Genomic DNA, 24,769 nt, shown 5'->3' on the forward strand with positions numbered 1-24,769 from the left:
AATGCGTCGAACTTCTATTCTAATCCGCACCCTTAAGCCCGCCTTATGTCGAATCCCGCTCAGAGCAAACTTCGCGAAGCCGCACTCGATTATCACGAGTTCCCCACGCCTGGGAAAATCGCGATCGCGCCGACCAAACAGATGATCAACCAGCGCGACCTCGCGCTGGCCTACTCGCCCGGCGTTGCGTTCGCGTGCGAGGCGATCGTCGAGAATCCGCTGAATGCCGCGCGCTTCACCGCGCGCAGCAACCTCGTCGGCGTCGTGACGAACGGCACCGCGGTGCTCGGCCTCGGCAACATCGGGCCGCTCGCGTCGAAGCCGGTGATGGAAGGCAAGGCGGTGCTGTTCAAGAAGTTCGCCGGTATCGACGTGTTCGATATCGAGCTGAACGAGTCGGACCCGCACAAGCTCGTCGACGTGATCGCCGCGCTGGAGCCGACCTTCGGCGGGATCAACCTCGAAGACATCAAGGCGCCGGACTGTTTCATCGTCGAGCGCGAATGCCGCAAGCGGATGAAGATTCCGGTCTTCCACGACGACCAGCACGGTACCGCGATCGTCGTCGCCGCCGCGATCACCAACGGTCTGAAGGTGGTCGGCAAGGACATCAAGACGGTGAAACTGGTGTCGTCCGGCGCGGGCGCAGCGGCGCTGGCCTGTCTGGATCTGCTGGTCGATATCGGTCTGCCGCTCGAAAACATTACCGTCACCGACCTGGCCGGCGTGGTCTACAAGGGCCGCGTCGAACTGATGGACCCGGACAAGGAGCGCTTCGCGCGCGAAACCGATGCTCGCACGCTCGCTGAGGCGATCGGCGGCGCGGACGTTTTCCTTGGTCTGTCGGCCGGTGGCGTGCTCAAGCCGGAAATGGTCAAGGGCATGGCGGACAAGCCGCTGATCCTCGCGCTCGCGAATCCGACGCCGGAAATCCTGCCGGAAGTCGCGCTCGAAGTGCGGCCGGATGCTGTGCTGTGCACGGGCCGCACGGACTACCCGAACCAGGTGAACAACGTGCTGGTGTTCCCGTTCCTGTTCCGCGGCGCGCTCGATGCAGGCGCGACGACGGTGACGCGGGAAATGGAAATCGCCGCGGTCAACGCGATTGCCGAACTGGCGCGTCAGGAACAGAGCGACATCGTCGCGACCGCGTACGGCATTCAGGATCTGTCGTTCGGGCCGGAATATCTGATTCCGAAGCCGTTCGATCCGCGTCTGATCGTCAAGGTCGCGCCGGCGGTGGCGAAGGCGGCCATGGATTCCGGCGTCGCGACGCGGCCGATCGAAGACATGGACGCGTACGAACAGCATCTGCAGCAGTTCGTCTATCACAGCGGCACGACGATGAAGCCGATCTTCCAGCTGGCGCGTAGCGTCGAGCCGGAGAAGAAGCGCATCGTGTTCGCGGAAGGCGAAGAAGAGCGCGTGCTGCGTGCCTTGCAGATCGTCGTCGATGAAAAGCTTGCGAAGCCGATCCTGATCGGCCGTCCGGCGGTGATCGAACAGCGTATCGCGCGCTACGGTCTGCGGCTTACGGCGGGCCAGGACTACACGGTCGTCAACACCGATCACGACGAGCGTTATCGCGATTTCTGGCAGACGTATCACAAGATGATGGCGCGCAAGGGCATCAGCGAGCAGATGGCGAAGCTCGAAATGCGTCGCCGTACGACGCTGATCGGCTCGATGATGGTGAAGAAGGGCGAAGCCGACGGGATGATCTGCGGCACGATCAGCACGACGCATCGTCACCTGCACTTCGTCGATCAGGTGATCGGCAAGCGCGAAGGCTGCAGCGTGTACGCCGCGATGAACGCACTGGTGCTGCCGGGCCGGCAGATCTTCCTCGTCGATACGCACGTGAACGTCGATCCGACGCCCGAGCAGCTCGCCGAAATCACCATCATGGCTGCGGAAGAAGTGCGCCGCTTCGGCATCGAGCCGAAGATCGCGCTGGTGTCGCACTCGAACTTCGGCACGAGCCACGCACCGTCCGCGCAAAAGATGCGCGACGTGCTCGAGCTGCTGCGCGAACGCGCGCCTGACCTGCAGGTGGACGGCGAAATGCACGGCGACGTCGCGCTCGACGCGAACCTGCGTCGCGAAGTGCTGCCGGAATCGACGCTGGAAGGCGACGCGAATCTGCTGGTGCTGCCGAACATCGACGCTGCAAACATCTCGTACAACCTGCTGAAGACTGCGGCCGGCAACAACATCGCGATCGGCCCGATGCTGCTCGGCGCCGCGAAGCCGGTGCACGTGCTGACGGCGTCCGCGACGGTGCGCCGGATCGTCAACATGACGGCGCTGCTCGTCGCCGACGTGAGCGCGGCGCGCTAGGCGTGAGGCTCGCGCTCGTGACGGGACGGATGGCCACGAGCGCGGCCGGTCGGGAATAAAAAGAAGGCGTGCCTGCGACGGGCACGCCTCGGACGAACAGGGGAATGTCGTCCAAAATATGCCGGACGCGATTCGAGCGATCAAATTCGCATCCAGCACGGCAGACACCCAAACAGCATTTCCGCACGGCGACGAGATAATTTTATCCTCGCAGAGATAAAAATCTGTAAAGACTTGTCAAAATTACCGTATGAGGGCGGTTTTCGCCCCTTTCCGGACCTTTCCGGCGGCGCACGAACATTGATTCCAAAGGCCATTAGCGATACCCTTACGGCTTTCATGGTCGTCAAACTCGTGATCCAACAACGGGAATCCTGATTCATGGCACGCAAGTGGCTCCGCAATGGCGTGCTCGCCGCCGCACTGACGGCTGGCAGTCTCTGCGGAGGGCTGGTCCCGAACGCTTTTGCGCGAGACTATGCAGCCGCAGCAAATGTTCAGGCGCAGGGCACCGTCGCGGCGGCACAATTGCCGCGCGAAGCAGTCAATACATTGAACTTGATTGCAGCAGGCGGGCCTTACCCGTATGAGAAGGACGGCATCGTATTCGGCAATCGCGAGCGGTTGCTACCGCCGCATCGGCGCGGCTTTTATCACGAATACACCGTTCCCACGCCTCGTGCGCGTAACCGCGGCGCGCGGCGTATCGTCTGCGGCGGACCGCTGGGACGAACCGACAACTGTTTTTACTCCGACGACCACTACACCAGCTTTAAACGTATTGTTGAATGATATTGGGATGAAAGGCATGAGCGACAACGTCTACGCGCACGACACCGGAGTCGCGACGGATCTTTTCGCGGCCGGCGACGGCAACCTGTTTCAGCGCGTCATGCAGATGCGCGCCCCCGGTCACGACCGGGACAACCAGAGCGAAGCCAGCACGGTGCTTTCATCGAATGAGGGAGCCATGACTCTTTTCAAGACCGTACGACCGAATATCGTACAGTCGATTCGCGCGTTTCGCGTGCAGGATCTGGCCGACGAAGCGCAGCAGCTCGGTCAGCATTTTCTGTATGCGCAATGCGCGTGTGCGCAATCGAAACAGGAAGTGCTCGAAACGATTGCGACATCGTTTTTGTTTCCGAAGCACTTCGGCAAGAACTACGATGCGCTGTTTGACTGTCTGACCGACCTGGTTCAGAAGGCCGGCGCGCAGCCAGGTTTCGTGATCGTGCTCGAGGCATTGCCGGTTGCGCAGAAATTCGACAAGGATGGGCGCGAAACGCTGCTCGACGTGTTCCGCGAAGCGGCTGAGTTCTGGGCCGAACGCAAGGTGGCATTCCGCGTGTTTTATTCGTTTGCCTGAGCGTCTGCGAATCTTCTCCGCAGTAAAACAGCAAGGCCCGCTTTTATAGCGGGCCTTGCTGTTTTCTACGTGCGGATTTCTTTGTTCGGATCTACGTGAGTCTTACCATCCGCCCCAACGTGCAGCAAGCGCCGCCAGCACGGCGATGCCGGCAGTCTCGGTGCGCAGTACGCGAGGTCCGAGCGCGACGGCTGTGAATCCCTGCGCGATTGCCGCGGCTTCTTCGTCGGGGGAAAGGCCGCCTTCCGGGCCGATCAGCAGTGTGATGCCGTCGCTCGGCGGCTCGGCTGGCAGTGCGGCGAAGTCGAGTGCGGCACGTGGCGAAAGCAGCAGGCGTAGTTCGTTGGTGGCGGGAACGGGCGGCAGTGCGTCGAGCCATGTCGTGAAGTCGCGGACCGCTGCGACGTCGGGCACGCGATTGCGTCCGCACTGCTCGCATGAGGCGCGCACAATGCCTTGCCAATGCGCCTGTCTGCGCTGGGCGCGTTCGCCGGCGAGACGCACCACGCTGCGCGCCGTCATCAGCGGAACGAAGCTCGATGCGCCGAGTTCGACGGCCTTTTCGATCAGCCAGTCCATCTTGTCGCCGCCGGCCACGCCTTGCGCGAGCGTCAACCGGTAAGGCGGCTCCGCCTCCGACGCGCTGAATTCGCCGATCCTCACCGAGGCCGACCGGCGTTCGACTTCCACCAGCTCCGCGCGGTACTCGCCGCCTTCGCCGTTGAACAGCACCAGCGCGTCGCCCGTCTGCAGTCGCAGTACCTGCACGTGACGCATCACGTCGTCGGGAAGTGGAGTCACGTCGCCTGAGCGGAGAGATTGATCGACAAAAAAACGGGGCATCGAAGCGGCGCTCATGCAGTTACGAAATCACAAAATCACAGAGGGTGCTCAGGAGATCCGGCGCGCGAGCGCCCAGCGATAGCCGTCGAGATCCTCGATCTGCGCGAAGCGGTCGCCCCAGAACTGGTCCTGCGGTTCGCTCAACGACTTCGCGCCCGCAGCCAGTGCACGTGTATAGACCGCATCGACGTCGTCGACGTACAGATAGAACGATTGTGGCGCAACGGTCTCGGCGCTCTTCGGTGTCTTCGCGGTCGAGCCGAACGCGCCCTCGGGCGCGAACATCACGATCAGCTGATCCTGATACGTCATCTCGACGTGCATCACTGCGCCGTCGTCCTGCACGCTGTCGCGCACGGCGAAACCGAACGCCGCTTCGAAGAACGCAGTCGCCGAGCGAGCGTCGCGCACGGTCATGTACGGGGTCAACCAGGGCACACCGGTTGGGCGAGAGGCAGTCATCAATTTCTCCGGAACCAGGGGCGTCGAAGCGGTTCGCAGGCTGCGTGCCTCACGTTCGACGATCGGTGCGACCGGTCGAACGGCGGCATGCGCCGACGTCACCGCAAGGGCGGTAAGACTCCGGTTAGTTTATCGCGGGCTGCGTAAGGTTCAGCAAATAATCCGGGATGAAGTGTCGCGTCGTACCAGCGCAGGCCGTCGATGCGACGCTCGCGCCGGCGCTGTTCCGCTTGCGTCTCGGTGAGCGCGGCGGGGTCGAGCGTGTCGCTTGCGGTTGCCATCGTCCATCGCGAGCCATATAGCGGGATGAACGCGGCCATCGTACGGACCACCGCGTACGAAGCGCGCAGATCGGCGAGCAGTGCGTCGATTCGGGGCGCATGAAATTGCGGCGCGCCTAGATGCATCGACAGCGCTGCGCCCGGTGTCATCACGCGCTTCAGTGCCGCGTAGAAGTGCGGTGTGTAGAGCCCGGCCGCCGGCGAATCGGGTGGCGTCAGATCGAACACGACGAGATCGAACTGCTCGCGCGTTTGCGCGACGAACTGCGCCGCATCGCCGATGATCAGCTCGACACGCAGATCGTCCCACGCACCGTCGTGCACCTCCGGCAGATACTCGCGCGTGAGGCGAACCACATCGGCATCGAGTTCCGCGACGACGATCCGCGCGATGCCCGGATGCTTCAGCAACTGCTTAGCCGCGCCGCCGTCTCCGCCACCCAGCACGAGCGCCGCGCGCGGCGCCGGATGCGTGAGCGCGGCCGGATGAACCATGCACTCGTGATAGATGAACTCGTCGCCGGCTGAAGTCATCGGGCGGCCGTCGAGCGTGAACAGGCGACCCAGCTGCGACGTCTCCCACACCTCGATGTGCTGATAGCGCGAGTCGACGCTTGCGATGCGCGTCGCGTCCGGAAAACCGTAGACGAAGTCCGGCGCGGGCCGGAAAAGCAGCGGAGGAGTCACGGCGGCGAGTGCACGGTGCGTGGGGTGTCGATGGCCGGATTATAGTGGCCACCGCCGTGGCCGCCCTGCGTCCGCGAGTCCACGCGAAGGGCCCCGCGAACACTTCGCGAACCGCGTCGCAAATCACGTCGTGAATCACGTCCCAAACGCCACCGCGCGCGGCTCGCAGCCGACGATCTGTTAGAATGACCCGCTTTGCAGCCTCGTCCGTTTGCTCTGCCCGTCTCGCGTCTTCAGGCGCCGCATCGTGCGCGTCGGCGGACCGGCCGTCGAGCTTCCGGACCTCCGCCCGCGCCCCGCTTTTTGGACCCGATCTCCGGACTCGACATGACGACTTCGTCTCCCGCTCCCACCTCCCTGATGGCCAACGCGATCCGCGCGCTGGCGATGGACGCCGTTCAACAGGCGAATTCCGGCCACCCCGGCATGCCGATGGGCATGGCCGAAATCGGCGTGGCGCTGTGGTCGCGCCATCTGCGCCACAACCCGACCAATCCGCAATGGGCCGATCGCGATCGCTTCGTGCTGTCGAACGGTCATGGCTCGATGCTGCTGTACTCGCTGCTGCACCTCACCGGATACGATCTTCCGATCAGCGAGCTGAAGAATTTCCGCCAGATGCATTCGAAGACGCCGGGCCATCCCGAATACGGCATCACGCCGGGCGTCGAAACGACCACGGGTCCGCTCGGCCAGGGTCTCGCGAACGCGGTCGGCATGGCGCTCGCCGAAGCGCTGCTCGCCGGCGAATTCAACAAGCCTGATGCGAAAATCGTCGATCACCACACGTACGTGTTCGTCGGTGACGGCTGCCTGATGGAAGGCATTTCGCACGAAGCCTGCTCGCTCGCGGGCACGTTGAAGCTGAACAAGCTGATCGCGTTCTACGACGACAACGGCATTTCGATCGACGGCGAAGTGGTGAACTGGTTCCACGACGACACGCCGAAGCGCTTCGAAGCGTACGGCTGGAACGTGGTCCCGCACGTGAACGGCCATGACGTCGATGCGGTCGACGCCGCGATCGTCGCAGCGAAGAAGTCGGACAAGCCGACGCTGATCTGCTGCAAGACCGTGATCGGTGAAGGTGCACCGACGAAGGCCGGCAGCCACGACGCGCACGGTGCGCCGCTCGGCGCCGAAGAAATCGCGAAGACGCGTGCGGCGATCGGCTGGAAGTGGGAGCCGTTCGTGATCCCGCAAGAGGTCTACGCGGCGTGGGATGCGAAGGAATCCGGCAAGCGTGCCGAAGCGACGTGGAACGACGCGTTCGCGCAGTACAAGGCGAAGTACCCGCAGGAAGCCGCCGAGTTCGAGCGTCGTAGCTCGAAGCGTCTGCCGGCCGACTGGGCCGAGAAGGCGCAGGCAATCATCGCCGGCGCGAACGAACGCGCGGAAACCGTCGCGACGCGCAAGGCATCGCAGCAAACCATCGAAGGCCTGGCCGCGGCACTGCCGGAACTGCTCGGCGGTTCCGCCGATCTGACCGGTTCGAACCTCACGAACTGGAAGGCAGCGAAGCCGGTGCGCGCGACGCGCGACGGTGAGACCGGCGTCCAGTGGGGTAATTACGTGAACTACGGCGTGCGCGAATTTGGCATGAGCGCGGCGCTCAACGGCATCACGCTGCACGGCGGCTACAAGCCGTTCGGCGGCACGTTCCTGACGTTCTCCGACTACAGCCGCAACGCGCTGCGCGTCGCCGCGCTGATGAAAGCGCCGTCGATCTTCGTGTTCACGCACGATTCGATCGGTCTGGGCGAAGACGGTCCGACGCACCAGTCGATCGAACACGTGTCGAGCCTGCGGCTGATTCCGCATCTGGACGTGTGGCGCCCGGCCGATACGGTCGAAACAGCGGTCGCATGGACGCAGTCGATCGCGCATCATGGCCCGTCGTGCCTTATCCTCAGCCGGCAGAACCTCGCGTTCTCGACGCGTACCGATGCTCAGATCGCGAACGTCGCGAAGGGCGGCTACGTGCTGCGCGACTGGAACGACGATATCCCCGCGCGCAAGGTGATCCTGATGGCGACCGGTTCGGAAGTCGAACTCGCGTTGAAGGCCGTCGAACTACTCGCACGCGAAGGGATCGGGGCGCGTGTCGTGTCGATGCCGGCAACGACCGTGTTCGACCGGCAGGATGCCGAGTATCGCGAGCGCGTGTTGCCGCAAGGCGTGCGCCGCGTCGCGATCGAAGCAGGCGTGACGGATTTCTGGCGCAAGTACGTGGGTCTGGAAGGCGGCGTGGTCGGGATCGACACGTTCGGCGAATCGGCTCCGGCTGGCGTGCTGTTCAAGCATTTCGGCTTTACCGTCGAGCATGTGGTGGAAACGGCGAAGGCCGCACTGGGTTAACTGGTTGACGGTGGGCATGCGGCGTGCGCGCACGTCGAAGCCTGCCGTCCGCCGGACGGATCGATTTATTTTTTTGCCATCAGGAGATAGACCATGACGATTCGCGTCGCAATCAACGGCTACGGCCGGATCGGCCGCAACACACTGCGCGCCTTCTATGAAAACGGCAAGAAGCACGACATCCAGATCGTGGCGATCAACGACCTCGGTGATGCGAAGACCAATGCTCACCTGACGCAATACGACACCGCGCACGGCAAGTTCCCGGGCGAAGTCACGGTGGACGGCGAGAACCTCATCGTCAACGGCGACAAGATCCGCGTGCTCGCGAACCGCAACCCGGCCGAATTGCCGTGGGGCGAACTGGGCGTCGACGTCGTGCTGGAATGCACGGGCTTTTTCACGACGAAGGAAAAGGCGAGCGCGCACATCAAGGGCGGCGCGAAGAAGGTAATCATCTCGGCGCCGGGCGGCAAGGATGTCGACGCGACGATCGTCTACGGCGTGAACCATCACACGCTGAAAGCCGAGCACACGGTGATCTCGAACGCATCGTGCACGACGAACTGCCTCGCGCCGCTCGTCAAGCCGCTGAACGATCAGATCGGCCTCGAAAACGGCCTGATGACGACGATCCACGCGTACACCAACGACCAGGTGCTGACCGACGTCTATCACGAAGATCTGCGCCGCGCGCGCTCGGCGACGCACAGCCAGATCCCGACGAAGACGGGTGCGGCATCGGCGGTTGGCCTCGTGCTGCCGGAACTGAACGGCAAGCTCGACGGCTACGCGATCCGCGTCCCGACGATCAACGTGTCGATCGTCGATCTGTCGTTCATCGCGAAGCGCGACACGACGGTCGAAGAAGTGAACGCGATCATGAAGGAAGCGTCGGAAGGTTCGTTGAAGGGCATCCTCGGCTACAACACGGCGCCGCTGGTGTCGATCGACTTCAACCACAACCCGGCATCGTCGACGTTCGATGCAACGCTGACGAAGGTGTCGGGTCGTCTGGTGAAGGTGTCGAGCTGGTACGACAACGAATGGGGCTTCTCGAACCGGATGCTCGATACGGCTGTTGCATTCGCGAACGCGAAGTAAGTATCGGTTGCTGCAGGTTGAAAAAAACCGCTCTTCGGAGCGGTTTTTTTATGGGCTGGTTATTTTGCGACGCTACGTTGCGTCGCTACGGCGTCGGAAAATAAACCCCCGCCCGCTGCGCTGCATTCTTGATGTGCGTTTCGATCGCGTGGCCCGCAGCGACGCTGTCACGCGCCTTCAACGCGTCGAGAATCGCGCGGTGTTCGTGGAACGTCGACAGCACGAGTTCGCGCCGATAGAACGGCATCCGCTGACTTTCCTTCATGATGTCCGCGCTGCTGCGCAGGATCGACTCGATCGATGCGTTGCCGGCAATCGCGACGATGCGCATGTGAAAGTCGAAATCGAGCTGCGCGGCTTCATCGAGTTCGTTGTCGGACAGCGCGCCCTGCAGCGCGGCGAGATTCTCCTCGAGCCATTCGATGTCGGCGTCGCTGATCGCGAGCGCTGCCATCCGCGCGACGAAGCCCTCAAGCGCAAAGCGCATCTGATACGTATCCGGCGGCGGCGACTGCTCTGCGAAACGCCACGCGTGTGCATGCGACACCTGCGCGCTCTGCACATACACGCCTTTGCCCGGACGGATCATCAGCAGGCCTAGCGCTTCGAGCGTCGTCAGCGCCTCGCGCAATGATGCGCGGCTGATCTCCAGTTCCTCGGACAGCTGACGCTGCGCAGGCAACAGACTGTCGACCGGATACACGCCGGCCTCGATTCGTTGCCGGATCTTCTCGACAGCGGCATCGGTCACGGTATGCGGGACGTTCTTCATCATCTCGACAGATTTTGCTGGTCTGACCTGCATTGTAGTGCGCATTCGCGCGAGCTACATGGAAGCGCTGCAAAAGGTCCCGGACAATCCCAAGATCACTCGGGTAAACACGGCTACTTTCAGCCTTGACGCGACTATATCGGCTTCCTACTATCCACCATAACAGGTCTGGTCAGACCAGTATGAACAGATGAATCCGAAACCGGGAGAAGGCCGTGTCGAAGTTTTTCAATTCGCTGTTTGGCCGGGTCGTGATCGCGCTCGTTGCGGGCATCGTGATCGGCGCGCTGTTTCCTCACTTCGCGCAATCGTTGCGGCCGCTTGGCGACGGCTTCCTGAAGCTCATCAAGATGGTGATCGGGCCGATCGTGTTCTGCGTAGTGGTGAGCGGAATGGCGCACGCCGGCGATCTGAAGAAAGTGGGGCGGGTCGGCCTGAAGGCGGTCGTGTACTTCGAGGTGATGACGACGATCGCGCTGCTGATCGGCGCCGTGCTCGCGTATGCGACGCGGCCGGGTGTGGGCATGAACATCGATCTCCACTCGCTCGATGCGGCATCGCTCGCGACCTACACCGAGCACGCGAAGAGCCTGAAGGACACCGCGGCCTTCCTGCTGAAGATCATCCCCGACACGGCCACCGACGCGTTCGCGAAGGGCGACATCCTGCAGATTCTCGTGTTCTCCGTGCTGTTCGGTTCGGCGCTGTCGCTGCTCGGTCCGAAGGCGCAGCGCGTCAATAACCTGATCGATGAACTGGCGCAGGTGTTCTTCCGCGTGATGGGTTTCATCATCAAGCTCGCGCCGCTCGGCGTGCTCGGTGCGATCGCGTTCACGACCGGCACGTATGGCGTCGCGTCGCTGAAACAGCTCGGCCTGCTGGTCATCGTGTTCTACGCGAGCTGCATCGTGTTCGTTGCCGTAGTGCTTGGTGTCGTGATGCGTCTGTCGGGGTTCAGCGTGTTCAAGCTGATCCGCTATCTACGCGAAGAACTGTCGATCGTGCTCGGCACGGCGTCGTCCGATGCGGTGCTGCCGCAGGTCATGCGCAAACTCGAATGGATGGGCGTGAAAGACTCGACGGTCGGTCTTGTGATTCCTACTGGCTACTCGTTCAATCTTGACGGCTTCTCGATCTATCTGACGCTCGCAGTGATCTTCATCGCGCAGGCCACCAACACGCCGCTCTCCATTCACGATCTGATCGTGGTCGTGCTGGTGTCGCTGGTGACGTCGAAGGGCGCGCACGGCATCCCCGGCTCGGCGATCGTGATTCTCGCCGCGACGCTCTCCGCGATTCCGGCGATCCCCGTGCTCGGTCTGGTGCTGATCCTGCCGGTCGACTGGTTCGTCGGCATCGCGCGTGCGCTCACGAACCTGATCGGCAACTGCGTCGCGACCGTCGTCGTCGCCGTGTGGGAAAACGATATCGACAGGGCGCGTGCAACGCGCGTGCTGAACCAGGACCCGGAACTGCGTTACGTCCCCGCTGGCGACCAGTCGGGCGAAGAACGTCTCGCAGGCCAGCACGCTGCTCCGGTGCTGTAACGCGCACTGTCGCCAACTTCGCACAGGTTTCGGCAGACCCAAGGTCTGCCTCTTTCACTCACGAGAAAAAAACATCATGGCGACTCCCACTCTCGATCCGAATGCCCCGGCCTTCACGCGCCGCTACATGAATCTCGCCGATCCGCGGCTCGGCGCAAAAGCGCTGTTCGCCAGCGACGAATTCTTCGCGCCGAAAGAACGGATGCTTGATCCGCAACCCGCGGTGTTCATCCCCGGCAAGTACGACGAGCACGGCAAATGGATGGACGGCTGGGAGACGCGCCGCAAGCGCACGACGGGACACGATCACTGCGTGGTGCGGCTCGCGCGTCCCGGGATCGTGCATGGCGTCGACCTCGATACGAGCCACTTCACCGGTAACTTCCCGCCGGCCGCATCGATCGACGCGTGCCACAGCACTGACGACATACCGCCCGCTGACGCGCAGTGGCAAGTCCTAGTCCCTGCGACGACGCTGCAGGGCAACCAGCATCACTACATCGAAGTGAACGACGCGCGCGGGTTCACGCACCTGCGCGTGAATCTGTATCCGGACGGCGGCCTCGCGCGTCTGCGCGTCTATGGACAGCCGAAGCGCGAATGGGAGAGCGTCGAGCGCGGCAGTCTCGTCGATCTCGCGGCGATCGAAAACGGCGCGTATCTCGTGGCTGCGAACAACCAGCATTTCGGACCCGCATCGCAGATCCTGATGCCCGGACGCGGCGTGAACATGGGCGACGGCTGGGAAACGCGGCGCCGTCGTGAGCCGGGCAACGACTGGGCGATCGTCGCGCTTGCACGGCCGGGCACGATTCGCCGGATCGAAGTCGACACCGCGCATTTCAAGGGCAATTTCCCGGATCGCTGCTCGCTGCAGGCGGCGTCGGTCACGGGCGGCACTGATGACTCGCTGGTCACGCAGGCGATGTTCTGGCCGGTGCTGCTCGACGAACAGAAGCTGCAGATGGATCACGTGCATACGTTCGCGGCGGAACTCGCGTCGCTCGGACCGGTGACGCACGTGCGCTTCAACATCTACCCGGATGGCGGCGTATCGCGGTTGCGTCTGTGGGGCGAACTCGCGTAACGGGAGCGATCGATGAAGACCCTGCGAGTGGAGCGTCTGACGCGCGCAGCGTTCGCACCGTTCGGCGACGTGATCGAACTGGTGGGCGCGCGGCATTTTCCGATCAACGGCGGCACGACCGAGCGTTATCACGATCTGGCGAGCGTCGATGTCTGCGCGGACGGTGGACGTCCGCTGATCAACCTGTTTCGCGCGCAGCCGCGGACGCTACCCGTCGAGATCGACATGATGGAGCGGCATCCGCACGGCAGCCAGGCATTCGTTCCGCTCGCGGACGTTCGCTATCTCGTCGTCGTCGCGCCTGCCGGCGAACTTGATCTCGCGCGGATGCGTGCGTTCGTCAGCGATGGTTGGCAGGGCGTGAACTATGCGCGCGGCGTGTGGCATCACCCGCTGCTTGCACTCGAGCGCGTCAGCGATTTCGTCGTCGTGGATCGTGGCGGCACGCAACCGAACTGCGATGAAATTACGCTGCCGGCGACGCTGCAACTCGTGATGGAGTCCGAAGCGGAGATGAATGCGTCACATTGAGATTGCGGCTGAGTGTTCGCGTATTTGCGTTGCCGCATCCAGACGAAAAAAGGCCGACATCACTGTCGGCCTTTTTGCTGTGAAGCGTTGAAACTATCAGGCGCAATACGCGTCAATGCTTCCGGTGCGGGCAGTTTTCCTTCGTACACGCACCGTACAACGCGAGCGCGTGTTCCTGCAGCTTGAAGCCGCGTTCCTTCGCGATCGACTGTTGGCGGTTTTCGATTTCGGAGTCGAAAAATTCTTCGACGAGACCGCAGTCGAGACACACAAGATGGTCATGATGCGAACCTTCGTTCAACTCGAAGACCGCTTTGCCCGATTCGAAGTTGCTGCGCGACAGCAGGCCTGCCTGTTCGAACTGCGTGAGCACGCGATAAACCGTCGCGAGCCCGATATCGAGCTCTTCATGCAGGAGGTTGCGGTAGACGTCTTCCGCAGTCAGATGGCGGACCGGGCTATGCTGGAAAATCTCGAGGATTTTGAGGCGCGGTAGGGTCGCCTTGAGCCCGATGTTCTTGAGATCGGTTGGATTGGTCATGACAAGGGAACCCTAGAGTACAATGCACGGCTCTAATAGTAATGTGTTTTTGCTGTTCAAGGCCATCTTCGACGGAATGAAACTCGCGCGGCTTGTCACCGAGCCCGCACGGTGAGTGGAAATGATTTCTAAATCTTTATCGATCTACCGGGGGAGCCGCATGCGGGGTACCTTGTTGAGCACGGTTGCGGCGGTTGCGGTGATTACCGTTCTCGGCGGATGTTCTACTTACGACAGCCTGACGCAGCGCATCGCGCAAACCATCACGCCGTATCGTATTACCGTCGTGCAAGGCAACTTCGTTTCGAAGGAAGCCGCGGCGCAGATGCAGGTCGGCATGTCGCGCGCGCAGGTCAAGCAGATTCTCGGCACGCCGCTGCTGACCGACATGTTCCACGCGGACCGCTGGGACTACGTGTTCTATTTCAAGCGCGGCTCGACGTCGATCGTCCAGCAGCGCGATTTCGTCGTGAACTTCGCGGGTGACCGCGTCGCGAGCTGGTCGGGTGGTGAAGATCTGCCGTCCAATCTTGAGCTGCTCGCGGAAATCGACGGCGACCGGACCGGCAAGAAAGTGAAAGTGCCGGCTGCGGCCAGCGGGGCTTCGGTTGCGGCGGCGGCGAGCAGTGCATCTGCTGCGCCTGCAGCGGACGCGTCCAGCGCGCCGGATCAGTCTTCCGCGGGTACCGACGCCAACGAGCAAGCCGCACAGGCCGCAAATCGTGCGACGAACGCGGCGCTGCAGTCTGGCGGCGCGCCGCAGGTGCGCTCGGCTGTGCCGTCGTCGAACGGTGGCGTGCCGCAGGCTGCCACGCAGCCGGGTCAGCCGCAGTTCCAGTTCCATCGTCCGGCGCCGCCGCAGGTCCAGGGCCCGCAGGACAATCCGGTCGGTCCGACCGGCGGCTCCCAAAGCAGCGGCCCGACGTACAACGCACCGCTTACGGCGCCGCCGTCCGCTGCACCACCCAGTACGGGAACGGGCGAGTAATCGCACTGTCTATCCGCCTGGCAGCGCGCGTGATGCGTGCGCTGCCACCGGTTGCCGGTTTCGCGCGGTGGGTTTGACGCTGAACCGTCCGCGTGCCGTTGCGTCGTCGTCTCGTTACTACTGCCAGCCCACGAGTTGTCCATGAAGATTGCCATTGCCGGTGCATCGGGCCGTATGGGCCGGATGCTCATCGAAACGGTTCTCGCCGATCCCGCCGCGACGCTGTCCGGCGCGCTCGACCGCGAGGGTTCGCCGCAGCTCGGTCAGGATGCCGGTGCGTTCCTCGGCAAACAGACCGGCGTCGTACTGACCGACGATCTCGACCGTGTATTCGCCGAATCCGATTACCTGATCGACTTCACGCGTCCCGAGGGCACGATCGCGCACATCGAGGCCGCGCTGCGCCACGACGTGAAGCTCGTGATCGGCACGACCGGTTTCGACAACGACCAGAAAACGCAACTGCGCGCGGCGTCGGAGCGTATCGGCATCGTGTTCGCGGCGAACATGAGCGTCGGCGTGAACGTCACGCTGAAACTGCTCGAGTTCGCGGCACGTCATTTCGCGACCGGCTACGACATCGAAATCATCGAGGCGCATCATCGTCACAAGGTCGACGCGCCGTCCGGCACCGCGCTGATGATGGGCGAAACGATCGCCGGCGCACTCGGCCGCGACCTCGACAGCTGCGCGGTGTATGGCCGCGAAGGCGTGACCGGCGAACGTGATCCGTCCACTATTGGTTTCTCCGCGATTCGCGGCGGCGATATCGTTGGCGATCACACGGTGCTGTTCGCGGGCATCGGCGAGCGCATCGAGATCACGCACAAATCCGCGAGCCGTTTGTCGTATGCACAGGGCGCGCTGCGCGCGGTGCGCTTTCTCGAAGGCCGGCCAGCCGGCCTCTACGACATGCAGGACGTGCTCGGCCTGCGCTGAGCGCTTTCACCGGCAGCCGGCGGCAACGCGCCGCCGCGCTTCAGCTTCAGTCAGCTTCAATCAGACGGCGAGGTCCGATGGCAAGCACCGGCATCATCCATTACCTGCAAACGAGCGACGCGATCACCCATGCGGTCGCCTACGTGCTGCTGGCCATGTCGGTTGCGAGCTGGTGCTTTCTGATCGTCAAGGCGTGGATGCTCAGCCGCGCGAAGCGTCAGGGGCCGCGCGCCATTGCGCAGTTCTGGCAGGCGCCGACGCTGTCCGATGGCGTCAATGTGCTGCGCCGTCTTGACCGTGAACGCGTGTTCGCGCCGCTCGCCGAAGCCGCATTGCACGCCGCCGAAGCCGATATCCCAGGTGCGCTGCTCGCGCGCGTCGAACGCAGCGAGCGTGTGCTGCGTGCGTTGCGGCAGGCGCTCAACGCGTCGCAGCGTCGGCTCGAATTCGGACAGGTGCTGCTGGCGTCGGTGGGCAGTACTGCGCCGTTCGTCGGGCTGCTCGGCACCGTGTGGGGGATTTATCACGCGCTCGGCAGCATCGCGTCGAGCGGCCAGGCGATGATCGAGAACGTCGCGGGCCCGGTCGGCGAAGCGCTCATCATGACCGCGTTCGGTCTCGTCGTCGCGATTCCGGCGGTCCTCGCGTACAACGTGCTCGGACGGATGGTGCGGCAATTGTCGGAAGAACTCGACGGCTTTGCGCACGATCTGCACGCGTACGTGTGCGCGCCGGCCTCGGCCTGATTCGCGCCGTCACCTGCACCCGTGTTCGGGCGGAGAAACGACATGGCATTCGGCGGACTCGAAAAGAAGCAGCAGGCCGCGCCGATGGCGGACATCAACATGACGCCGCTGATCGACGTGATGCTCGTGCTGCTCGTCATCTTCATCATCACCGCGCCGCTTTTCACGCACGCGATCCGGCTCGATCTGCCGCGCGTCGCGTCCGAGTCGGCGCGGCAGACACCGCAGACCATCACGCTGTCGATCGATGCCGCCGGCAAGATCTACTGGGACGGTAATCCGTTGACGCTTGACCAGTTGCGCGCCCGCCTGACCGACGCGGGGCGAGGCAAGGAACAGCCCGAAATCCATTTGCGCGCCGCGCGCGATACGCGCTATGAGATCGTCGCGCAGGTGATGGGCGCGGCGCAGCAGGCGGGGCTGGAGCGTCTGGGTTTCGTCACGGATCCGCCGCCGCCCGCGTCGGCCCCTGTGCACTGATGCGCATGGATTGCTACGTAAGCCGGCCAATCATCGACGAGCGCTGAGCCCAGCCCATCCACCCCACACCGCAAGCACCGCGAACCCCGTTCGCAACCCACGGCGCACCGACCGCCGGACGGTATAATCAGCGCTTTCCCTTCGCCGAAGGGCGCCCGATCGTCGAACTAGCCGGCGATCGTTACGCAGAGCACCACGCCCGGTGCGAAAGCACCGAACCCAGCGATCCATCACACCATGCACGAAAAATACGTTTCCTCCGACGTCGAATCCGCCGCTCAAGCCGAATGGCGCGCGAGCGACGCGTACAAGACGACGGAAACCACCGACAAGCCGAAGTTCTATTGCGTATCGATGCTGCCGTACCCGTCGGGCAAGCTGCACATGGGGCACGTGCGCAACTACACGATCAACGACGTGATGTACCGCTATCTGCGGATGAACGGCTACAACGTGCTGATGCCGATGGGCTGGGACGCGTTCGGCATGCCCGCCGAAAACGCGGCGATGGCGAACGGCGTGCCGCCGGCGCGCTGGACCTACGACAACATCGCGTACATGAAAGGCCAGATGCAGTCGATGGGCCTCGCGATCGACTGGTCGCGCGAAGTCGCGACCTGCAGCCCCGACTACTACCGGTGGAACCAGTGGCTGTTCCTGAAGATGCTCGAGAAGGGTATCGCGTACAAGAAGACCGGTACCGTGAACTGGGACCCGGTCGACCAGACCGTGCTCGCGAACGAGCAGGTGATCGACGGGCGCGGCTGGCGTTCGGGCGCGCTGGTGGAAAAGCGCGAAATCCCGATGTACTACATGCGCATCACGCAGTACGCGGATGAACTGCTGAGCGATCTCGAAGGCCTCGGCTGGCCCGAGCGCGTGAAGATCATGCAGCAGAACTGGATCGGCAAGAGCTACGGCGTGAACTTCGGTTTCCCGTACGAACTCGACGGCGAGCAGAAGCTGCTGCGCGTGTTCACGACGCGCGCCGATACGATCATGGGCGTGACGTTCTGCGCGGTGGCCGCCGAGCATCCGCTCGCCACGCGTCTCGCGCAGGATCGCCCCGATCTGCAGGCGTTCATCGAGGAATGCAAGCAGGGCGGTGTCGCCGAAGCCGACATGGCGACGATGGAAAAGAAGGGCATGGCAACGGGCTTCTCCGTCACGCATCCGCTGACGCAGGAAAGCGTGCCGGTGTGGATCGGCAACTACGTGCTGATGAGCTACGGCGAAGGCGCGGTGATGGGCGTGCCCGCGCACGACGAACGCGACTTCGCGTTCGTGAAGAAGTACGGCATTCCGATCACGCAGGTGGTTTCGGTCGAAGGCCAGTCGTTCTCCACCGATGCCTGGCAGGAGTGGTACGCCGACAAGGAACACGGCGTGCTCGTGAACAGCGGCAAGTACGACGGCATGACGTACGCGACAGCGGTCGATGCGATCGCCGGCGATCTGAAGGCGCTCGGCCTCGGCGACAAACAGGTCACGTGGCGTCTGCGCGACTGGGGTATTTCGCGTCAGCGCTACTGGGGTACGCCGATCCCGATCATCCACTGCGACACCTGCGGCGACGTGCCGGTGCCCGAGCAAGATCTGCCGGTCGTGTTGCCCGAAGATCTCGTGCCGGACGGCACGGGCAATCCGCTCGCGAAGTCGGAAGCGTTCGTGAACTGCACGTGCCCGACCTGCGGCGCACCGGCGAAGCGCGAGACCGACACGATGGACACGTTCGTCGATTCCGCGTGGTACTTCTACCGCTACGCGTCGCCGCACGCGACGACGATGGTCGACGCGCGCACCGACTACTGGATGCCGATGGATCAATACATCGGCGGCATCGAACACGCGATTCTTCACCTGCTGTATTCGCGCTTCTGGGCGAAGGTGAGCCGCGATCTCGGCCTCGTCAATTTCGGCGAGCCCGCGAAGAACCTGCTCACGCAGGGCATGGTGCTCAACGAAACCTATTACCGCGAAAGCGACTCGGGCAAGAAGACCTGGTACAACCCGGCCGATGTCACCGTCACGCACGACGACAAGGGTCGTCCGGTCGGCGCGACGTTGAACTCGGACGGTCAAGCGGTCGTGCTCGGCGGCGTCGAGAAGATGTCGAAGTCGAAGAACAACGGCGTCGATCCGCAACTGCTGATCGATCTGCACGGCGCGGATACCGCGCGTCTGTTCACGATGTTTGCCGCGCCGCCCGAGCAACAGCTCGAGTGGTCGGGTGCGGGCGTCGAGGGTGCAAGCCGCTTCCTGCGTCGCGTGTGGAGTTTTGGCCACGCAAACGAGGCGCTGTTGAAGCAGGCTGTGTCCGGGAAGGCGGCCGCGTTGAACGATGTCGATCGCACGGTGCGCCGCGAGATTTACAGCGTGCTGAAGCAGGCCGATTTCGACTATCAGCGGTTGCAGTACAACACGGTCGTGTCGGCGGCGATGAAGATGCTGAACGCACTCGAAGGTGCGAAGGGCGCGCAGCCCGCTGTGCTCCGCGAAACGTATAGCGTGCTGCTGCGCGTGCTGTACCCGGTGGTGCCGCACGTGACGTTCCAGTTGTGGCGTGAACTCGGTTACGCGGACGAATCCGGTTCGCTGCTCGATGCGGCATGGCCGAAGGTCGACGAACAGGCGCTCGAACAGGCCGAGATCGAACTCGTGCTGCAGGTGAACGGCAAGGTACGCGGCGCGGTGACGGTCGCGAAGGACGCATCGCGCGAAGCGATCGAAGCCGTTGCGCTCGCGCACGAAATGTTCGCGAAGTTCAGCGAAGGCAAGCCCGCGAAGAAGATCGTCGTGGTGCCGGGACGGCTGGTGAATATCGTCGTTTGATGTCGAGGCGGCGGCAGACGGTGCGCCCGTGAGGAAGCGCCGTTCAGCCGCCGCGGTTTGACTGCGAACCAGGAGCCAATGTGACTCGCAGATCGTTTGTGACGCTGGTATGCAGCGTATTGATGCTGTCGGCGTGCGGCTTCCAGCTGCGCGGCCAGCAGGACTACGCGTTCAAGCGCCTCGCCCTCACGGGCGCGAATCCGGCTGCGGCCGCGCGTCTCACGCGGATGGTCGAAGGCGGCAGCGATACTGTCGTGGTGAATTCGGCGGTGAACGCCGACGCGACGCTGCGCATGTCCGAATCGACGGGCACGAGCACGCTGACGCTGAATTCGCTCGGCGTTGTCGAGGAATATCAGATCAACTACACGCTGAACTATTCGCTCGTCGGCTCGGACGGCACGCTGCTGATTCCGCCGAGCTCGATCGCGCTGAATCGCGCGATGACCTATAGCGACCAGTACTCGCAGGCGAAGTCGTCGGAAATGGATCTGCTGATCGCCGACATGCGCAGCGACGCAGTCGATCAGCTCACGCGCCGGCTGTCCGCCGTGCGGTCGTTGCATCCGGCACCGGGCCAGGGCGTGCCGGCCGTTTCGCCGCGTGCACCGTTGCCGCCGCCGCCGCTGTGACCGGTCGCATCGTGTTCAACGGCACGCCTTCGTCGTCATGCAGCTAAGACTCGACGCGCTCGAACCGCATCTCGCGAAAGGACTCGCGGGACTGTACGTCGTGTACGGCGACGAGCATCTGCTCGCGCAAGAGGCGTGCGACCGCATTCGCGCGTCGGCGCGCGCGGCCGGTTTCACGGACCGCTCGGTGTTCACGGTGGAACGCGGGTTCGACTGGAGTTCGCTGCTCGGTGCGAGCCAGTCGATGTCGCTGTTCGGCGACCGGCAACTGGTCGAGTTGCGCATTCCGTCGGGCAAGCCCGGCAAGGAAGGCGCGGATGCGCTGAAGTCGCTGGCCGCGACGGTCAACCAGGACGTCCTCACACTCGTCACGCTGCCGCGCCTTGACGCCGCGACGCAGAAGTCGGCGTGGTTCACAGCGCTCGCGGATGCGGGCGTCGCGTTGAAAGTCGATTCGATCGAACGCGCGCAACTGCCGAACTGGATCGGTCAGCGGCTCGCGTTGCAGAATCAGAGGACCGCGCCAGGCGAAGACGGACGGCGCGCGTTGCAGTTCATCGCCGAGCGCGTCGAGGGCAATCTGCTCGCCGCGCATCAGGAAATCCAGAAGCTCGGGCTGCTCTATCCGGCCGGCGTGCTGACGTTCGAGCAGGTGCACGACGCCGTCCTCAATGTCGCACGCTACGACGTGTTCAAGCTGAACGAAGCGATGCTGGCGGGCGACGTCGGCCGTCTGTCGCGGATGCTTGACGGGCTGCGCGGCGAAGGCGAAGCCGCGGTGCTCGTGCTGTGGGCGGTCGTCGAGGAAGTGCGCACGCTGCTGCGTATCAAGCGCGGCGTCGAAGCGGGCAAGCCGCTCGCGATGCTGCTGCGCGAGAACCGCGTATGGGGACCGCGCGAGCGGCTCGTCGGACCGGCGCTGTCGCGCGTCACCGAGGCTGCGCTTGAAAAAGGCTTGGGCCTCGCCGCACGGCTGGATCGTCAGGTGAAGGGACTGTCGGGCAACGTGCCGGGCCGGCCCCGCGACAATCCGCCGCCGGACCCGTGGGATGGCCTGTTCGAACTCGCGATGATGGTCGCGGCGCCACGTCCAGGTTCGGCAGCGGCACCAGTGCGCCGCGCACGCTGATCTCACTGCGCCTGCCGCGCGCCACGCCGTCACCGGCTACGCAACGACGGGTGAGCAAACCCGCGTCGCCCGACTTACAATCGACACATCTCCTGCTTAACCCTGCAGCACACCGCGCCTGAACCGTTGTCGGTCCGCGCGGACATCCGAGAATCACAACGATGGATATCGACCAGTACATGACCGACCTCGGTCGCCGCGCCCGTCACGCATCGCGTGCGATGGCGCGTGCGTCGACGGCGGCGAAGAACGCCGCGCTCGAAGCGGTCGCGCGCGCGATCGAACGTGACGCGGCGCAGTTGAAGGCAGCGAATGCGCGCGACGTCGCGAAGGCGCGCGAACGCGGACTCGACGCGGCGTTCATCGACCGGCTCACGCTGTCCGACAAGGCAGTGAAGACGATGGTCGAAGGCTTGCGGCAGGTTGCTGCGCTGCCCGATCCGATCGGCGAAATCAGCAATCTCAAGTACCGGCCGAGCGGCATCCAGGTCGGCCAGATGCGTGTGCCGCTCGGCGTGATCGGCATCATCTACGAATCGCGGCCGAACGTGACGATCGACGCAGCCGCGCTGTGTCTGAAATCCGGCAACGCGACGATCCTGCGCGGCGGTTCCGAAGCGCTCGAATGCAATACGGCGCTCGCGAAGCTGATCGGCGAAGGCCTCGAGACGGCCGGGCTGCCGCAGGATGCGGTGCAGGTCGTCGCGACGTCGGATCGCGCGGCGGTTGGTGTGCTGATCACGATGACCGAATACGTCGACGTGATCGTGCCGCGCGGCGGCAAGAGCCTGATCGCGCGGCTGATGGAAGAAGCGCGCGTACCGATGATCAAGCATCTCGACGGCATCTGCCATGTGTACGTCGACGATCGCGCGGATCTCACGAAGGCGCTGACCGTCTGCGACAACGCGAAGACGCATCGCTACGGCACGTGCAACACGATGGAAACATTGCTGGTCGCGCGCGGCATCGCGAACGAAGTCCTGCCGCCGCTCGGCAAGCTGTATCGCGACAAGGACGTCGAACTGCGCGTCGATCCGGCAGCGCGCGCGGTGCTCGAAGCGGCGAAGGTCGGTCCGCTCGTCGATGCGACCGACGAAGACTGGCGCACTGAATACCTCGCGCCGGTGCTCGCGATCAAGATCGTCGACGGCCTCGATGCGGCGATCGATCACATCAACACGTATAGCTCCGCGCACACCGACGCGATCGTCACCGAAGACCACGACCGCGCGATGCGTTTCCTGCGCGAAGTCGATTCGGCGAGCGTGATGGTGAACGCATCGACGCGTTTCGCCGACGGCTTCGAGTTCGGTCTCGGCGCGGAGATCGGCATTTCGAACGACAAGCTGCACGCGCGCGGGCCGGTCGGACTCGACGGGCTCACGTCGTTGAAGTACATCGTGCTGGGGCACGGCGAAGGCCGGCAGTAACCGACGTAACCTACGCCGGGCAACTCGCAACGGTTGCCCGGTCCCGCTGATCATCCGTCATTGATCGCCGCGGACGACGGACGCTTCGTCGCCGGGCCATCACATCTTCCGAGGATCGCCGATGCTCTGGATCAAAACGTTTCACATCGTCCTGGTGGCTGCGTGGTTTGCTGGCCTCTTCTACCTGCCGCGTATTTTCGTAAATCTCGCGATGGAGACGGAGCCTGCCGCGATCAACCGGCTGCTCATCATGGCGCGCAAGCTGTTCCGCTTCATGACGTTCATCGCGGTGCCCGCGCTGCTGTGCGGACTGTGGATGTGGCTCGTGATCGGCATCGGACGCGGGCAAGGCTGGATTCACGCGAAGGTCGGCGTGGTCGTGCTGCTCGTGATCTATCACGCGTACTGCGGCAGATTGCTCGCGACCTTCGAGCGCGGCGAGAATCGCCGCTCGCACAAATGGTATCGGATGTACAACGAACTGCCCGTGCTCGGGCTGCTGGCCGCGGTTGCGCTGGTGGTGATCAAACCGTTCTAAGACTCTTCCCGGTCTTTCCCGCGCGGCGTGTGCCGCGCAGTCTCTCCCCTATCCCTGGGGGCCGATCCGCCGACGCGTGATCAGGTCCTTCGCTCCCGCCAGTTTCTCCGTCAACTCCGGCCCACGCTGCAGCGCAACGCCGACCGCGAGGATGTCGCCGATCGCGAGATGCGATGTGCGCGATGTCATCGGTGAGAACACGTCGGTGTCTTCATCGACGTTCGCGTGCAGGCCGATCGTCGCGACCCGCGCGAGCGGCGAATTGCCGTGCGTGACCGCAATCACCTTTGCACCGTTGTCGAGTGCCGCCTTCGCGGCATCGACGATATCGCGCGTGCGCCCCGTGTTCGAGATCGCGACGACGACGTCGCCCGCGCCGAGCAGCGCCGCCGACATCAGAAACGTGTGCGGGTCCGAGTACGCGACGCTCGGCATGCCGAGCCGGAAGAACTTGTGCTGCATGTCCTGTGCGGCAATGCCCGAACCGCCCGCGCCGTAGAACTCGATGCGCCGCGCGGCGGTGAGCAGCGTAATCGCGGCGGCGACCGCATCCGACGACAGATTGTTGCGCACCTGGATCAGCGCGCCGATGGTCCGGTCGAGCACCTTCGCCGCGACGCCAGGCACCGGCTCATCGGGTCGCACGTCGCGATAGACGGCGGGCACGTCGGCGGCGACGCCTTGCGCGAGCCGGATCTTGAATTCGCGGAAACCGGAGAAGCCGAGCGCGCGGCAAAAACGCGCGATGGTCGGCTGGCTCACGCCAGCACGACGCGCGACTTCGGTCATCGACAGATCGAGCACTTCGCGCGGCGCCTCGATGACGTAGTCGGCCAGCTTGCGCTCGGACGGCCGCAACTGATCGCGCATCGCTCTCACCTGGGACAGCATCATCAGGAAACTCGCTCTATGCTGAAAAGAGATGGGTGGACTATAGCGGATTCACGGAAATGTACAAAAACTACATATCGGCGGTAGGTGTATTCCCTAGGTTCTGATCGCAATCGGCGAAGACGCTGTGAATTAAGGGTTTGGCGGGTAAATTGAATATCGCGCAAGCGTGGCCATTCGCATTGCTTGCTTGTAGTTTTTCTACTAAGATGCCGAATCAGAGATGCCGGGACCACCCG

At 63.6% G+C, this 24,769-nt stretch carries 23 protein-coding genes; 17 read left to right on the forward strand and 6 right to left on the reverse strand.

Annotation, left to right across the window (positions count from 1 at the left end):
* Nucleotides 1-45 precede the first annotated feature (45 nt).
* The 3 genes from E1748_RS25930 (at nucleotide 46) to E1748_RS25940 (ending at nucleotide 3,709) form a co-directional block, all read left to right on the forward strand.
* Nucleotides 46-2,340 (forward strand): NADP-dependent malic enzyme, encoded by a 2,295-nt coding sequence (locus tag E1748_RS25930; RefSeq protein WP_133650121.1) that lies wholly within the window; start codon nucleotides 46-48, stop codon nucleotides 2,338-2,340.
* A 381-nt stretch (nucleotides 2,341-2,721) separates the two neighbouring features.
* Entirely contained in the window at nucleotides 2,722-3,132 is a 411-nt protein-coding gene (locus tag E1748_RS25935; protein WP_133650122.1) for a ribonuclease, read from the forward strand.
* A 7-nt stretch (nucleotides 3,133-3,139) separates the two neighbouring features.
* Nucleotides 3,140-3,709 (forward strand): barstar family protein, encoded by a 570-nt coding sequence (locus E1748_RS25940; RefSeq protein ID WP_205965298.1) that lies wholly within the window; start codon nucleotides 3,140-3,142, stop codon nucleotides 3,707-3,709.
* 102 nt (nucleotides 3,710-3,811) lie between these two features.
* Here the strand turns inward: E1748_RS25940 and E1748_RS25945 are convergent, their stop codons facing one another.
* The 3 genes from E1748_RS25945 to speE form a co-directional block, all read right to left on the reverse strand.
* Nucleotides 3,812-4,567, reverse strand: coding sequence for a 16S rRNA (uracil(1498)-N(3))-methyltransferase (locus E1748_RS25945; RefSeq protein WP_240766789.1), 756 nt, complete (start codon nucleotides 4,565-4,567; stop codon nucleotides 3,812-3,814).
* Nucleotides 4,568-4,600: 33 nt separating this feature from the next.
* A complete protein-coding gene (locus E1748_RS25950) occupies nucleotides 4,601-5,014 on the reverse strand; it encodes a VOC family protein (RefSeq protein ID WP_133650125.1) in 414 nt (137 codons plus the stop codon).
* Between the two features lie 98 nt (nucleotides 5,015-5,112).
* Nucleotides 5,113-5,982 carry a polyamine aminopropyltransferase gene (speE, locus tag E1748_RS25955; protein ID WP_133650126.1) on the reverse strand — a complete coding sequence of 290 codons (870 nt, stop codon included), beginning with the start codon at nucleotides 5,980-5,982 and terminating at the stop codon, nucleotides 5,113-5,115.
* A gap of 327 nt (nucleotides 5,983-6,309) precedes the next feature.
* Between speE and tkt the strand changes: the two genes are divergently transcribed.
* Both tkt and gap read left to right on the forward strand, forming a co-directional pair.
* Nucleotides 6,310-8,340: a transketolase gene (tkt, locus tag E1748_RS25960; RefSeq protein WP_133650127.1), complete on the forward strand. Its 2,031-nt coding sequence runs from the start codon at nucleotides 6,310-6,312 to the stop codon at nucleotides 8,338-8,340.
* A 93-nt stretch (nucleotides 8,341-8,433) separates the two neighbouring features.
* Nucleotides 8,434-9,444: a type I glyceraldehyde-3-phosphate dehydrogenase gene (gap, locus tag E1748_RS25965; RefSeq protein ID WP_133650128.1), complete on the forward strand. Its 1,011-nt coding sequence runs from the start codon at nucleotides 8,434-8,436 to the stop codon at nucleotides 9,442-9,444.
* 85 nt (nucleotides 9,445-9,529) lie between these two features.
* Here the strand turns inward: gap and E1748_RS25970 are convergent, their stop codons facing one another.
* A complete protein-coding gene (locus E1748_RS25970) occupies nucleotides 9,530-10,216 on the reverse strand; it encodes a FadR/GntR family transcriptional regulator (RefSeq protein ID WP_133650527.1) in 687 nt (228 codons plus the stop codon).
* Nucleotides 10,217-10,431: 215 nt separating this feature from the next.
* Here E1748_RS25970 and E1748_RS25975 point away from each other — a divergent pair, with 215 nt between their 5' ends.
* From E1748_RS25975 to E1748_RS25985, 3 genes are all read left to right on the forward strand, one after another.
* The gene (locus E1748_RS25975; protein ID WP_133650129.1) at nucleotides 10,432-11,763 is read left to right on the forward strand and encodes a C4-dicarboxylate transporter DctA; all 1,332 of its coding nucleotides are present in this window, start codon (nucleotides 10,432-10,434) and stop codon (nucleotides 11,761-11,763) included.
* A 76-nt stretch (nucleotides 11,764-11,839) separates the two neighbouring features.
* Nucleotides 11,840-12,850, forward strand: coding sequence for an allantoicase (alc, locus tag E1748_RS25980; RefSeq protein ID WP_133650130.1), 1,011 nt, complete (start codon nucleotides 11,840-11,842; stop codon nucleotides 12,848-12,850).
* 12 nt (nucleotides 12,851-12,862) lie between these two features.
* On the forward strand, nucleotides 12,863-13,381 hold the full coding sequence (locus tag E1748_RS25985; protein ID WP_133650131.1) for an ureidoglycolate lyase: 519 nt from the start codon (nucleotides 12,863-12,865) through the stop codon (nucleotides 13,379-13,381).
* 112 nt (nucleotides 13,382-13,493) lie between these two features.
* Here E1748_RS25985 and fur read toward each other — a convergent pair whose 3' ends face one another.
* A complete protein-coding gene (gene fur / locus E1748_RS25990) occupies nucleotides 13,494-13,922 on the reverse strand; it encodes a ferric iron uptake transcriptional regulator (RefSeq protein WP_006051897.1) in 429 nt (142 codons plus the stop codon).
* A 160-nt stretch (nucleotides 13,923-14,082) separates the two neighbouring features.
* On the opposite strand from fur, the gene E1748_RS25995 reads away from it, so the two are divergent.
* The 9 genes from E1748_RS25995 to E1748_RS26035 all read left to right on the forward strand — a co-directional run bounded on the left by E1748_RS25995 (nucleotide 14,083) and on the right by E1748_RS26035 (nucleotide 23,639).
* A complete protein-coding gene (locus E1748_RS25995; RefSeq protein WP_133650132.1) occupies nucleotides 14,083-14,910 on the forward strand; it encodes an outer membrane protein assembly factor BamE in 828 nt (275 codons plus the stop codon).
* Between the two features lie 141 nt (nucleotides 14,911-15,051).
* On the forward strand, nucleotides 15,052-15,849 hold the full coding sequence (gene dapB, locus E1748_RS26000; RefSeq protein ID WP_133650133.1) for a 4-hydroxy-tetrahydrodipicolinate reductase: 798 nt from the start codon (nucleotides 15,052-15,054) through the stop codon (nucleotides 15,847-15,849).
* Nucleotides 15,850-15,926: 77 nt separating this feature from the next.
* Nucleotides 15,927-16,595, forward strand: coding sequence for a MotA/TolQ/ExbB proton channel family protein (locus E1748_RS26005; RefSeq protein WP_133650134.1), 669 nt, complete (start codon nucleotides 15,927-15,929; stop codon nucleotides 16,593-16,595).
* Between the two features lie 42 nt (nucleotides 16,596-16,637).
* The gene (locus E1748_RS26010) at nucleotides 16,638-17,075 is read left to right on the forward strand and encodes an ExbD/TolR family protein (protein WP_133650135.1); all 438 of its coding nucleotides are present in this window, start codon (nucleotides 16,638-16,640) and stop codon (nucleotides 17,073-17,075) included.
* 237 nt (nucleotides 17,076-17,312) lie between these two features.
* The gene (gene leuS / locus E1748_RS26015) at nucleotides 17,313-19,907 is read left to right on the forward strand and encodes a leucine--tRNA ligase (protein ID WP_133650136.1); all 2,595 of its coding nucleotides are present in this window, start codon (nucleotides 17,313-17,315) and stop codon (nucleotides 19,905-19,907) included.
* A gap of 80 nt (nucleotides 19,908-19,987) precedes the next feature.
* Entirely contained in the window at nucleotides 19,988-20,539 is a 552-nt protein-coding gene (locus E1748_RS26020) for an LPS-assembly lipoprotein LptE (protein WP_133650137.1), read from the forward strand.
* Between the two features lie 37 nt (nucleotides 20,540-20,576).
* On the forward strand, nucleotides 20,577-21,668 hold the full coding sequence (gene holA, locus E1748_RS26025; RefSeq protein WP_133650138.1) for a DNA polymerase III subunit delta: 1,092 nt from the start codon (nucleotides 20,577-20,579) through the stop codon (nucleotides 21,666-21,668).
* 161 nt (nucleotides 21,669-21,829) lie between these two features.
* Nucleotides 21,830-23,101 (forward strand): glutamate-5-semialdehyde dehydrogenase, encoded by a 1,272-nt coding sequence (locus E1748_RS26030; protein WP_133650139.1) that lies wholly within the window; start codon nucleotides 21,830-21,832, stop codon nucleotides 23,099-23,101.
* A 121-nt stretch (nucleotides 23,102-23,222) separates the two neighbouring features.
* A complete protein-coding gene (locus tag E1748_RS26035; RefSeq protein WP_133650140.1) occupies nucleotides 23,223-23,639 on the forward strand; it encodes a CopD family protein in 417 nt (138 codons plus the stop codon).
* Between the two features lie 48 nt (nucleotides 23,640-23,687).
* Here E1748_RS26035 and E1748_RS26040 read toward each other — a convergent pair whose 3' ends face one another.
* Complete coding sequence (locus E1748_RS26040) at nucleotides 23,688-24,533, reverse strand: MurR/RpiR family transcriptional regulator (RefSeq protein ID WP_133650141.1); 846 nt, start codon at nucleotides 24,531-24,533, stop codon at nucleotides 23,688-23,690.
* Between the last annotated feature and the right edge of the window lie 236 nt (nucleotides 24,534-24,769).

It is taken from the genome of Paraburkholderia flava, assembly GCF_004359985.1.
Lineage (GTDB): Bacteria > Pseudomonadota > Gammaproteobacteria > Burkholderiales > Burkholderiaceae > Paraburkholderia > Paraburkholderia flava.

Excerpts from the sequence above, each read along its gene's own strand:
- E1748_RS25930 (WP_133650121.1), top strand. The coding sequence starts at position 46 with ATGTCGAATCCCGCTCAGAGCAAACTTCGCGAAGCCGCACTCGATTAT.
- E1748_RS25935 (WP_133650122.1), top strand. The coding sequence starts at position 2,722 with ATGGCACGCAAGTGGCTCCGCAATGGCGTGCTCGCCGCCGCACTGACG.
- E1748_RS25940 (WP_205965298.1), top strand. The coding sequence starts at position 3,140 with ATGAAAGGCATGAGCGACAACGTCTACGCGCACGACACCGGAGTCGCG.
- E1748_RS25945 (WP_240766789.1), bottom strand. The coding sequence starts at position 4,567 with ATGAGCGCCGCTTCGATGCCCCGTTTTTTTGTCGATCAATCTCTCCGC.
- E1748_RS25950 (WP_133650125.1), bottom strand. The coding sequence starts at position 5,014 with ATGACTGCCTCTCGCCCAACCGGTGTGCCCTGGTTGACCCCGTACATG.
- tkt (WP_133650127.1), top strand. The coding sequence starts at position 6,310 with ATGACGACTTCGTCTCCCGCTCCCACCTCCCTGATGGCCAACGCGATC.
- gap (WP_133650128.1), top strand. The coding sequence starts at position 8,434 with ATGACGATTCGCGTCGCAATCAACGGCTACGGCCGGATCGGCCGCAAC.
- E1748_RS25970 (WP_133650527.1), bottom strand. The coding sequence starts at position 10,216 with ATGAAGAACGTCCCGCATACCGTGACCGATGCCGCTGTCGAGAAGATC.
- alc (WP_133650130.1), top strand. The coding sequence starts at position 11,840 with ATGGCGACTCCCACTCTCGATCCGAATGCCCCGGCCTTCACGCGCCGC.
- E1748_RS25985 (WP_133650131.1), top strand. The coding sequence starts at position 12,863 with ATGAAGACCCTGCGAGTGGAGCGTCTGACGCGCGCAGCGTTCGCACCG.
- fur (WP_006051897.1), bottom strand. The coding sequence starts at position 13,922 with ATGACCAATCCAACCGATCTCAAGAACATCGGGCTCAAGGCGACCCTA.
- E1748_RS25995 (WP_133650132.1), top strand. The coding sequence starts at position 14,083 with ATGCGGGGTACCTTGTTGAGCACGGTTGCGGCGGTTGCGGTGATTACC.
- dapB (WP_133650133.1), top strand. The coding sequence starts at position 15,052 with ATGAAGATTGCCATTGCCGGTGCATCGGGCCGTATGGGCCGGATGCTC.
- E1748_RS26005 (WP_133650134.1), top strand. The coding sequence starts at position 15,927 with ATGGCAAGCACCGGCATCATCCATTACCTGCAAACGAGCGACGCGATC.
- E1748_RS26010 (WP_133650135.1), top strand. The coding sequence starts at position 16,638 with ATGGCATTCGGCGGACTCGAAAAGAAGCAGCAGGCCGCGCCGATGGCG.
- leuS (WP_133650136.1), top strand. The coding sequence starts at position 17,313 with ATGCACGAAAAATACGTTTCCTCCGACGTCGAATCCGCCGCTCAAGCC.
- holA (WP_133650138.1), top strand. The coding sequence starts at position 20,577 with ATGCAGCTAAGACTCGACGCGCTCGAACCGCATCTCGCGAAAGGACTC.
- E1748_RS26030 (WP_133650139.1), top strand. The coding sequence starts at position 21,830 with ATGGATATCGACCAGTACATGACCGACCTCGGTCGCCGCGCCCGTCAC.
- E1748_RS26035 (WP_133650140.1), top strand. The coding sequence starts at position 23,223 with ATGCTCTGGATCAAAACGTTTCACATCGTCCTGGTGGCTGCGTGGTTT.
- E1748_RS26040 (WP_133650141.1), bottom strand. The coding sequence starts at position 24,533 with ATGATGCTGTCCCAGGTGAGAGCGATGCGCGATCAGTTGCGGCCGTCC.